Raw genomic sequence first — 10,904 nt, forward strand, 5'->3', positions numbered from 1 at the left:
TCCGCGCCAGCAGTGCCGTGCCCGGTCGCGCTCCCCTAGGCTGAGGAGCGTGACCGAGCACGACGAGCTGTTGAGCGAGGAGCGACTGGAGCGGTTCCGCTCCCGGGCCGCCGAGTACGACGCGGAGAACCGGTTCTTCACCGAGGACTTCGCCGAGCTGGCCGACGCCGGCTACCTGAAGGCCCTGGTCCCCGTCGAGCTCGGCGGGCTCGGACTGTCGCTGGAGCAGACCGCGCGCCTCCAGGTGCGGCTCGCGGGCGCCGCACCCGCGACGGCGCTCGCGGTGAACATGCATCTGGTCTGGACGGGCGTCGCCAAGACCCTGCGCGACCGCGGCGACGACTCGCTCGAGTTCCTGCTGCGGGAGGCCGGCGCCGGCGAGGTGTTCGCGTTCGGCTTGAGCGAGGCCGGCAACGACCTCGTGCTGTTCGGCTCGACCACCGAGGCGCGGCCGGAGCCGGACGGCTCGTATCGCTACTTCGGCACCAAGATCTTCACCTCGCTCGCGCCGGCATGGACCCGGCTGGGGACGATGGGCCTCGACACGGCCAGCGCCGACGCACCCAAGATCGTCTACGGCTTCGTGGAGCGCACCGGCGGCGGCTTCGAGATCCGCGAGGACTGGGACACCATCGGGATGCGCGCCACCCAGAGCAGCACGACCGTGCTCGACGGCGCACTCGCACCGGCGGGCCGGGTGGTGCGCCGGCTCGACCCCGGCCCCAACCCCGACCCGCTCGTGTTCGCGATCTTCGCGAACTTCGAGCTGCTGCTCGCCGCCGTCTACACCGGCATCGGCGCCCGCGCCCTGGAGCTCGCGGTGGCCTCCGCGCACCGCAGGAAGAGCCTGAAGAACGACGGCCGCAGCTACGCGAACGACCCGGACATCCGCTGGCGGGTCGCCTCGGCCGCGATCGACCAGGACGCCCTCCTCCCCCAGCTCGACGCGATCACCCGGGACGTCGACACGCTCGCGGACCACGGCGCGCAGTGGTTCCCGAAGCTGGTCGGCATAAAGATCCGCGCCACCGAGACCGCCCGCCGGGTGGTCGACCAGGCGATCCGGGTCTCGGGCGGCTCGACCTTCTTCGCCGGCAGCGAGCTCGGGAGGCTGTACCGCGACGTCCTCGCCGGCATCTTCCACCCGTCCGACGCCGAGTCGGCCCACAGCACCGTCGCGAACGCCTGGCTCGGCCCGATCGAGGACTGAACCGCACCGCAACCGAGGCACCCAGGAGGCGCCATGCAGGAGATGACCGCACAGCACTTCGCCGACCGGCTGGCCCGCGGCGCCGCTCAGGCGAGGGCGGCCGGACTCGACGCCCTGCTGGTCGCTCCCGGCCCGGACCTGGCGTACTTCGCCGACTACCTCCCGCCGGTGACTGAGCGGCTGACCATGCTGGTGATCCCGACCGAGGGCGAGCCGACGATGGTGCTGCCCGTGCTCGAGCGCGACAGCGCCGCCGCGACCCGGGCCGCCGGCGCGATCCACCTGGTCACCTGGGCCGACGGCGAGGACGAGCACGCCCCCCTGGTCGATCAGCTCTGGTCGGGGGGCCGCTACGCGGTGTCCGACTCGGCGTGGGCGCTGCACCTGCTCGCGCTGCAGCACGAGCTCCCGGATGTGCGCTTCGCGGCGTTCTCCGCCGCCCTGCCTATGCTGCGCGCAGTCAAGAGCCCGGACGAGATCGACCGGCTGGCCGCCGCCGGAGCCGCGGCCGACGCGACGTTCGAGGACATCCTGGCCGTTCACTTCGCGGGCCGCCGGGAGAGCGAGGTGGCCGCCGACCTGGACCGCCTGCTCCGCGAGCACGGCCACTCGCAGGTGGACTTCACGATCGTCGGCTCCGGCCCGAACGGCGCGAACCCGCACCACGAAGCCGGCGACCGCGTCATCCAGCAGGGCGACATGGTCGTGCTCGACTTCGGCGGGCTCATGGACGGCTACGGGTCGGACACCACCCGCACCGTCCACGTCGGCGAGCCGACCGACGAGGAGCACGAGGTCTTCGAGGTGGTCAAGCGGGCACAGCAGGCGGCGTTCGACGCCGTCGCCGTCGGCGTGCCGCTGCAGGAGGTCGACCGCACCGCCCGTGCGGTGATCCGGGACGCGGGCTACGGCGAGTTCTTCGTGCACCGGGTCGGTCACGGCATCGGCACGACCACGCACGAGCCGCCGTACCTGGTCGAGGGCGAGACCCAGCCGATCGTCGCCGGGATGTGCTTCTCGATCGAGCCGGGCATCTACCTCCCCGGCCGGTTCGGCGTGCGGATCGAGGACATCGTGGTCGCCGACGACGACGGCGCGCACCGGCTGAACAACACCAGCCGCGAGCTCCACATCGTCCGGTGACGGCGCCGACGGCCCGCACGGGCGACACGGAACGCGACGACCGGCGGCGGCTGGCGGCCGAGCGCGCCGAGGCGGAGCGCCGCGACGCCGAGCGCCGCCGCGCCCTGCGGAGCATGAAGGTCCTCGCGACCAGCCTGCTCGCGGTCGCCGCCGTGGTCTTCGCCGTCTCGTTCGCGCTCCAGGACCGCTACCCGTGGCTCGGCTTCGTGCGCGCCGCCGCGGAGGGCGCGATGGTCGGCGCGCTCGCGGACTGGTTCGCCGTCACCGCGCTGTTCCGGCATCCACTGGGCCTGCGCATCCCGCACACCGCGATCATCCCGACCCGCAAGGACGAGATCGGGGAGACGCTCGGCGAGTTCATCGAGACGGAGTTCCTCTCCGACGACGTCGTCACGGCGCGGCTGGCCGCCTACGACGTGTCCGGTGCCGCCGCCCGCTGGCTGAACGAGCCGGGCAACGCGCGCCGGGTCGTGGACGAGGCCTCCGGCGCCGTCATCGGATTCTTCGGCCTGCTGGACGACGACCGCATGCGGGAGGCGGTGGAGGCGGTCGTCCGCACGCACGTGATCGAGCCGGAGTGGGCGCCGCCGATCGGGCGGCTGGGCGAGCGGATCGTCAGCTCCGGCGGCCACCGCGCTGCGGTCGACCTGCTGCTCGACCGGTTCGACGACTGGCTGGTCATCCACCCGGACGCGCTGACCAACCTGGTCTCCGGCCGGCTCCCGTCGTGGCTGCCGTCGTTCGTCGACCGTCTGGTGGACGAGCGCGTGTACCAGGAGCTGCGCCGCTTCGTCGCCGACGTGCGCCGCGACCCGGAGCACCGCGCCAGGAAGGCGTTCGACGGCTACCTCGCCGAGCTCAGCGAGCGCCTCCAGCACGACCCGGAGACCATCGCCGGTCTGGAGGCCGCGAAGGCGCGCGCCTTCGACGACCCGCGCATCCGCGACGTGGCCGCCCGGGCCTGGGCGGCGGCGCGCTCGGCGGCTGTGGATGCTCTCAGCGACCCCGGCGGCGACCTGCGCCGACGGGTCGCGGCAGCCCTCGCGGACGCCGCGGGCCGGGTCGCGGCGGACCCGGAGCTGCGCACCTCGCTCAACCGGCGCATCTCCGGCGCGGCGGGCCACCTGGTCTCGACCTACCGGCACGACATCGCCAGCGTCATCACCGAGACGGTGCGCGGCTGGGACCCGGCGGAGACCACCGACAAGATCGAGACCCAGGTCGGCCGCGACCTCCAGTTCATCCGCATCAACGGGACGGTGGTGGGGGCGCTGGCGGGGCTGGCGATCTACACGATCGCGACGCTGGTGTCCGCGGCGTTCTGAGAGCGGCGGCGCTACGCCCGCCGCACCGCCCTGCGGCGCACGAACGGGATCGCGGCGATCCGCCAGCCGACCAGGAACACCCCGAGCACCACGAACGCGACCGCGATGAACGCCGGCTCGACGCCCTGGCCGGCGGAGGTGCGGATGAGCATCCCCAGGGCCACCGTCATCAGCCAGATCGGGACGCCCGGCCACACGATCGCGAGCGGGCGGCGCCACGCCCAGGTGACCAGCCAGCCGGCGACCAGGCCGACGAAGAACGGCCAGTAGGTGGTGAGCACGCCGCCGAGGGTCGCCGACTCGCCGTGGCTGCGGCGGCCGATGAGCACGAAGACGAGGATCAGCACGGCGTCGATCACGAACGCCACGACCGCTGTCCTCCAGGATTTCACGCGTCGATGCTACGTTGCCGCTCCCGAGCGTTCGCTGGGTGCGACCCGTGCGGCGGCTTCAATAGACTGACCGCGTCCCGCACCGCAGCCGAGGAGCACCCGTGCCCAATTCCGACTTCCTGGCCCAGCCGTCCCTCCCCCGCCCGGAGGTCGGCGTCGACGATGCCGCGGCAGTCGCCGAGAGCGCCTTCGGGCTCACCGGGAGGGTCAGCGAGCTCGGCAGCAACCAGGACCGCAACTTCCTCGTCCAGACCGACGCCGGCCGGTACGTGCTCAAGATCGCCAACCCGGTCTTCTCCGCCGACGAGCTGCGCGCCCAGAACGCCGCTCTCGCGCTCCTCGCCGACGCCGACGCGCGCATCCCCGCCGTACTGCCGGCACGCGACGGCGCCGAGATCGTCGCGGTGGACGTCCGCGGTCACACGCTCAACGCGCGCGTGCTCGGCTTCCTGGACGGTGAGCCGCTGACCGACGTCGGGCGCCTCAGCTCCGAGCAGCTGCGTACCCTCGGCCGGCTCTCCGGCAGCATCGCGGCGGGCCTCGCCGGCCTGCGGCACCCCGGCCTCGCGCGCACCACCCAGTGGGATGCCCGGATCGGCGGCGACGTCGTGGCGCTGCTCGCGGAGCACGTGCTGCAGCCCGCGAAGCGGCAGGCCGTCGTTGCGGCGGCGGAGGCCGCGCTCGCGGCGCTCGAGCCGCTGCGGCGCCGGCTGCGCGTGCAGGCCATCCACGGCGACGTCACCGACGACAACATCGTGCTGGGCGCGGACGGACCCGGCGTGATCGACTTCGGCGACGTCGCGGAGGGCTGGCTGGTCGCCGAGCTCGCCGCGACCGTGACCAGCGCCCTCCACCATCAGCCGGAGGACCCGCTGGCGGTGCTGGACCTGATCGAGGCGTTCCACGCGGAGTCGCCGCTCGACGACGCGGACCTGGCAGCGCTCTGGCCGCTCGTCGTGCTGCGCGGCGCGGTGCTCGTGGTCAGCGGCGAGCAGCAGGTGGCGCTGGACGGCGACAACGCGTACGCCGACGAGAACCGCGCGCACGAGTGGGTCGCCTTCGACGCCGCCCGGCGGCTCCCGGCTCGGGAGGTCGAGGCGGCGATCCGGGCCAGGCTCGCCGCGGCCGGGGCGCACGAACGCACCGCCGCGCCCATCGGTCGCCTCATCGCCATCGACAGCACCGACGCCCACCTCGCCGACCTCTCGGTCACCGCCCACGATCTCGACGACGGCCGCTGGCAGCGGGCCGGCTTCGAGGACGCGGTGCTGGAGCGGATCTGCCGCGAGCACGGCCACGCGCTGACCCGGTACGCCGAGGCGCGGCTCACCCGGGCCAGCCTCGACCGGACGGCGCCCTCGGCGACGATCGCGCTCGCGGTCACGCTGGACGTGCCGGCCGGGACCGTCGTGCACGCGCCGTTCGCCGGGGAGCTGCGACTGGTCGACGGTGCCTGGCTGCTGCACGGCGACGACGTGGACCTCTGGCTCGACGGCCTCTCCCGCCCACTGACCACGGCCTCCGTCGACCGCGGCGAGGTGATCGGCAGCGCCGTGCGGCTCACCGCGCAGCTCAGCCGGGTGCCCGGCCGGCGGCCGCCGGCGTTCGTCACGCCCGCGCTGCCGGCCGCGGTGTGGAGCGCGGTCTCCCCCGACCCGTCCGGTCTCTTCGGCGTCGACCTGGCCGCGCCGGCGGCCGACCCGGCCGACGTGCTGTCGCGCCGGGACAGCTCGTTCGCTCGCGTGCAGGAGCATTACTTCGCCGAGCCTCCCCTGATCGAGCGCGGCTGGGGCCACCACCTGTTCGACACACGCGCGCAGAGCTACCTCGACATGGTCAACAACGTGACCCAGATCGGGCACGCCCACCCGCGGCTCGTCCGCGCGGTCCGCGACCAGTGGGCGTTGCTCAACACCAACTCGCGCTTCCACTACGAAGAGCTCTCCCGCTTCACCGAGCGGCTGGCGGAGGTCGCACCGGACGGGCTCGACACCGTCTTCCTCGTCAACAGCGGCAGCGAGGCGGTCGACCTCGCGCTCCGGCTCGCACAGGTGCACACCGGGCGGCGGACGATCCTGGCGGTGACGGAGGCCTACCACGGCTGGACCGTCGGAGCCGACGCGGTCTCCTCGTCGCTCGGCGACAACCCGCGCGCCCTGGAGACCCGGCCCGACTGGGTGGAGCTGATCGCATCGCCGAACGTCTTCCACGGCCGGCACCGCGGCGCCGGCTCCGGGCCCGCGTATCTGGCAGAGCTGGACGAGCAGCTCGCCGCGCTCGATGAAGCAGGGGCCGGCATCGCGGGCTTCATCGCCGAGCCGGTGTTCGGCAACGCGGGCGGGCTCATGCTGCCCGACCGCTACCTCGCCGGCGTCTACGAGCGCGTGCGCGCCCGCGGCGGCGTGTGCATCGCCGACGAGGTGCAGGTGGGCTACGGGCGGCTCGGGCACTACTTCTGGGGCTCGGCCCAGCAGGGTGTCGTCCCCGACGTGATCACGGTCGCGAAGGCGATGGGCAACGGCCACCCGCTCGGCGCGGTCATCACGCGCCGGGAGATCGCGGAGTCGTTCGCGGCCGAGGGCTCCTTCTTCTCCTCCGCCGGCGGCAGCCCGGTCAGCTCGGTGGTCGGCCTCACCGTGCTCGACGTGATGCGCGACGAGCGGCTGCAGGAGAACGCGGCCGAGGTGGGCGATCATCTGGCCGGGCGGCTGCGCGCGCTCGGCGAGCGCCATCCCCTGGTCGGGGCGGTGCACGGGATGGGGCTGTACCTCGGCGTGGAACTGGTGCGCGACCGCACGACGCTCGAGCCGGCGACGACCGAGGCCGCCCTGGTCTGCGAGCGGATGCTGGAGGAGGGCGCGATCGTGCAGCCCACCGGCGACGGCAAGAACGTGCTCAAGATCAAGCCGCCGCTCTGCATCACCCGCGAGAGCGCCGACCGGTTCGTCGACGCCCTCGACCTGGTGCTGGCCACGATCTAGCGGGTTCCGGCATTGACGGGTACCCCTGGTGGGTATAAAGTCGTATTCGTTGTGATACCCCCTCTGGGTATCGAGGGCTGCGAGAGGATAGCGACATGACGACCACGACGTTCCAGGTGACCGGGATGACCTGCGAGCACTGCGAGCGCGCGGTGACCGAGGAAGTGACCTCGATCGCCACGGTGACCGGAGTCGGCGTCTCGGCCGCGACCGGCGTGCTGACTGTCGAGTCGGCCTCCCCCCTCGACGACAGCGCGGTGCTCGCCGCCGTCGAGGAGGCCGGGTACAGCGCCGTCCGCGCCTGATGTCCGCCACCGACGCCACGCACGCTCAGCCGCGCCTGGAGCTGCTGATCGGCGGGATGACCTGCGCCTCCTGCGCCGCCCGGGTCGAGAAGAAGCTCAACAAGCTCGACGGCGTCGAGGCGAGCGTCAACTACGCGACCGAGAAGGCCACGGTGTTCGCACCCGCGGGCTACGACGCCGCGGTGCTGGTCGCCCAGGTGGAGAGCGCGGGATACACGGCTGCGCTCCCGGCGGCGCCCGAAGCGGACGACACGGGCGCCGCACGTCCCGACGCCGAGCTCACCTCGCTCCGGCGCAGGCTGATCGTCAGCGCCGGCCTCGGCCTCCCGGTCGTGCTGCTCTCGATGATCCCGGCGCTGCAGTTCCCCGGGTGGCAGTGGGTCGCGCTCGCGCTGGCCACGCCCGTGGTCGCGTGGGGGGCCTGGCCGTTCCACCGCGCCGCCGCCGTGAACCTGCGGCACGGCGCGGCCACGATGGACACGCTGGTGTCGCTGGGGGTCACGGCGGCGTTCCTGTGGTCGCTCTACGCGCTGGCCTTCGGCGGCGCGGGCGCGCCCGGCATGTCGGGCGCCGACCTGTACCTGGAGGTCGCGGCGGGCGTCACCGTCTTCGTGCTGGCGGGCCGCTACCTCGAGAAGCGCTCCAAGCGGCGGGCGGGAGCGGCGCTGCGGGCGCTGCTGGAGTCCGGTGCGAAGGAGGCCTCCGTGCTGCGCGACGGCGACCGTGCTGACGCGGCTCGCGAGCAGCGCATCCCCGTCGAGCAGCTGGTCGTCGGAGACGTCTTCGTGGTGCGCCCCGGGGAGCGGATCGCGACCGACGGCGTCGTGACCGACGGCTCCGGCGCAGTCGATGCGTCGATGCTCACCGGCGAGTCGGCGCCGGTGGAGGTCGGCCCGGGCGACAGCGTCGCGGGCGGCACCGTCAACGCCGGCGGTCGCCTGGTGGTCCGGGCGACAACGGTCGGCGCGGACACCAAGCTCGCGCAGATCGCGCGGCTGGTCGAGGACGCGCAGTCGGGCAAGGCCGCCGCGCAGCGCCTGGCCGACCGGATCAGCGCCGTCTTCGTCCCGGTGGTGATCGGCCTCGCGCTGGTCACGCTCGCGGCCTGGCTCGTGCTCGGTGCGCCGGTGGACACAGCATTCACCGCGGCCGTGGCGGTCCTCATCATCGCCTGCCCGTGCGCGCTCGGGCTGGCGACCCCGACCGCGCTGCTGGTCGGCACCGGACGGGGCGCCCAGCTGGGCCTCCTCATCACCGGTCCGGAGGCGCTGGAGGCGACCCGCCGCGTGGACACGGTGCTGCTGGACAAGACCGGCACGGTGACGACCGGCCGGATGACGCTCGTCGAGGTCGTCACGGACGGGGACACGGCCGAGCCCGAGGCGCTGCGCCGCGCCGGCGCGGTGGAGGACGCCTCCGAGCACCCGATCGGGCGCGCCATCGCGGACGCCGCCCGGCGCGCGGGCGCCCTGCCCGGTGTGGCGGACTTCCGCACCGACGGCGGGCTCGGTGTCGCCGGTTCGGTCGACGGCGAACGCGTCGTCGTGGGGCGCGCGTCCTTCGTCGCGGAGGCGGGGATGCCGCTCGGTCCCGGCCTCCAGCGCGCGGTCGCCGCTGCGGAGGACTCCGGTTCGACCGCGGCCGTGGTCGGCTGGGGAGACCGCGCCCGGGCCGTGCTCGCCGTGGCGGACACCGTGGCGCCGCACAGCGCGGCGGCCGTCGCCCGGCTGAAGCGGCTCGGTCTCGACCCGGTCCTGCTCACGGGCGACCACGAGGCCGTGGCGCGCCGGGTCGCGGACGAGGTCGGGATCGCCGAGGTGATCGCCGGCGTCCTTCCCGCCGAGAAGGCCGCAGTGGTCCGCAGACTGCAGGCCGAGGGCCGGCGCGTGGCCATGGTGGGCGACGGGGTCAACGACGCGGCGGCGCTCGCGGCCGCGGATCTGGGACTGGCGATGGGGACGGGCACGGACGCCGCCATCCAGGCGGCGGACATCACGCTGGTGCGCGGTGAGCTGACCGCGGCGGCGGACGCGGTGCGGCTGTCCCGGCGTACCCTGGCCACCATCCACGGCAACCTGTTCTGGGCGTTCGCGTACAACCTCGCGGCGCTGCCGTTGGCGGCGTTCGGACTGCTGAACCCGATGATCGCGGGCGCCGCCATGGCGTTCTCGAGCGTCTTCGTCGTGAGCAACAGCCTGCGGCTCCGCTCGTTCCGGCCGGAACGCGGGACCGCCGAGCGGAGGAGATCGTGAGCCACACCGAGCACACCGGCCACGCCGAGCACGACCAGGCGCCGCAGGAGCACGCCGGGCACGACCAGATGTCGCACGACCAGATGTCGCACGACCACGCCGGCCACGGCCACGCCGGCCATGTCGCGGCGTTCCGCCGGCTCTTCTGGATCATGCTGGTGCTGGCCGTCCCCGTCGTCGTCTGCTCGCCGATGTTCGCCATGATCCTCGGCTATCAGCTGCCCGAGACCGCCTGGCTGGCCTGGGTGTCCCCGGTGCTCGGCACCGTCATGTTCGTCTGGGGCGGCCGGCCCTTCCTGTCCGGGGCCGTCTCCGAGCTGAGGGCGCGGCAGCCCGGGATGATGCTGCTGATCGCGCTCGCCATCACCGTCGCGTTCGTCGCGTCGTGGGGCGCGACCCTCGGCCTCCTGGACCACGAGCTCGACTTCTGGTGGGAGCTCGCCCTCCTCATCGTCATCATGCTGCTCGGTCACTGGATCGAGATGCGCTCGCTCGCCCAGACCACCTCCGCGCTCGACTCGCTCGCCGCGCTGCTGCCCGACGAGGCGGAGCGGGTGGAGGGCGAGGGCACGGCCGTCGTCTCCCCCGCGGACCTCGCGGTGGGCGACGTCGTGCTGGTGCGGCCCGGCGGGCGGGTCCCGGCCGACGGGCGCGTGGTGTCCGGTGCGGCGCAGCTGGACGAGTCGATGATCACCGGCGAGTCGCGCCCGGTCGCGCGCGCCGAGGGGGATCCCGTGATCGCCGGCACGGTCGCGACCGACTCCGCCCTGCGCGTCCAGGTCACCGCCGTCGGAGACGACACGGCCCTTGCGGGCATCCAGCGGCTCGTCGCGGACGCCCAGAACTCGTCGTCGCGCGCGCAGCGGATCGCCGACCGCGCGGCGGGCTGGCTGTTCTGGTTCGCGCTCGGGTCCGCGGCGGTGACCGCCGTGGTGTGGACCGCTGTCGGCCTCCCCGACGACGCGGTCGTCCGCGCCATCACCGTGCTCGTGATCGCCTGCCCGCACGCTCTGGGCCTCGCCATCCCGCTCGTCGTCTCGATCGCGACCGAGCGGGCGGCGCGCGGCGGCGTCCTGGTGAAGGACCGGCTGGCGCTGGAGACCGTGCGCACCGTCGACACGGTGCTCTTCGACAAGACCGGCACGCTGACCAAGGGCGAGCCCGCCGTCACCGGCGTCGACACGGACGGCGACGACGACCGCGTGCTCGCCCTCGCGGCCGCCGCCGAGTCCGACTCCGAGCACCCGCTCGCCCGCGCGATCGTGGCCGCCGCGTCGGCACGCGGCCGCGTCGCGC

General features: G+C 73.9%; 8 protein-coding genes. 7 read left to right on the forward strand and 1 reads right to left on the reverse strand.

Translation table 11 applies throughout. The annotated features are described in order from the left end of the window. The first annotated feature begins 49 nt into the window (after positions 1-49). From AC3A3H_RS02710 to AC3A3H_RS02720, 3 genes are read left to right on the forward strand one after another with little or no spacing between them, the layout of a single operon-like run. Positions 50-1,210, forward strand: a complete 1,161-nt coding sequence (locus AC3A3H_RS02710) for an acyl-CoA dehydrogenase family protein (protein ID WP_487613005.1) — start codon at positions 50-52, stop codon at positions 1,208-1,210. A 33-nt stretch (positions 1,211-1,243) separates the two neighbouring features. Continuing rightward, the gene (locus AC3A3H_RS02715; protein ID WP_487613006.1) at positions 1,244-2,353 is read left to right on the forward strand and encodes a M24 family metallopeptidase; all 1,110 of its coding nucleotides are present in this window, start codon (positions 1,244-1,246) and stop codon (positions 2,351-2,353) included. A 50-nt stretch (positions 2,354-2,403) separates the two neighbouring features. Next, positions 2,404-3,678, forward strand: coding sequence for a DUF445 domain-containing protein (locus AC3A3H_RS02720; protein ID WP_487613011.1), 1,275 nt, complete (start codon positions 2,404-2,406; stop codon positions 3,676-3,678). 11 nt (positions 3,679-3,689) lie between these two features. On the opposite strand, the gene AC3A3H_RS02725 is transcribed toward AC3A3H_RS02720, so the two are convergent. Beyond that, positions 3,690-4,070, reverse strand: a complete 381-nt coding sequence (locus AC3A3H_RS02725) for a DUF3054 domain-containing protein (RefSeq protein WP_487613007.1) — start codon at positions 4,068-4,070, stop codon at positions 3,690-3,692. A 101-nt stretch (positions 4,071-4,171) separates the two neighbouring features. On the opposite strand from AC3A3H_RS02725, the gene AC3A3H_RS02730 reads away from it, so the two are divergent. The 4 genes from AC3A3H_RS02730 to AC3A3H_RS02745 form a co-directional block, all read left to right on the forward strand. Next, positions 4,172-7,051, forward strand: a complete 2,880-nt coding sequence (locus AC3A3H_RS02730; protein WP_487613008.1) for an aminotransferase — start codon at positions 4,172-4,174, stop codon at positions 7,049-7,051. 95 nt (positions 7,052-7,146) lie between these two features. Then, positions 7,147-7,356 (forward strand): heavy-metal-associated domain-containing protein, encoded by a 210-nt coding sequence (locus AC3A3H_RS02735; RefSeq protein WP_487613009.1) that lies wholly within the window; start codon positions 7,147-7,149, stop codon positions 7,354-7,356. Next, positions 7,356-9,608 carry a heavy metal translocating P-type ATPase gene (locus AC3A3H_RS02740; RefSeq protein ID WP_487613010.1) on the forward strand — a complete coding sequence of 751 codons (2,253 nt, stop codon included), beginning with the start codon at positions 7,356-7,358 and terminating at the stop codon, positions 9,606-9,608. The genes AC3A3H_RS02735 and AC3A3H_RS02740 overlap by 1 nt, the downstream gene beginning before the upstream one ends. 68 nt (positions 9,609-9,676) lie before the next feature. Continuing rightward, on the forward strand, positions 9,677-10,904 hold a 1,228-nt coding region (locus AC3A3H_RS02745; RefSeq protein ID WP_487613012.1), incomplete at its 3' end, for an HAD-IC family P-type ATPase.

It is taken from the genome of Leifsonia sp. Soil_N53 (assembly GCF_057655165.1).

What these genes read in the sequence shown, in the direction of transcription:
- AC3A3H_RS02715 (WP_487613006.1), top strand. Translation starts at nt 1,244, where the DNA reads ATGCAGGAGATGACCGCACAGCACTTCGCCGACCGGCTGGCCCGCGGC.
- AC3A3H_RS02735 (WP_487613009.1), top strand. Translation starts at nt 7,147, where the DNA reads ATGACGACCACGACGTTCCAGGTGACCGGGATGACCTGCGAGCACTGC.
- AC3A3H_RS02740 (WP_487613010.1), top strand. Translation starts at nt 7,356, where the DNA reads ATGTCCGCCACCGACGCCACGCACGCTCAGCCGCGCCTGGAGCTGCTG.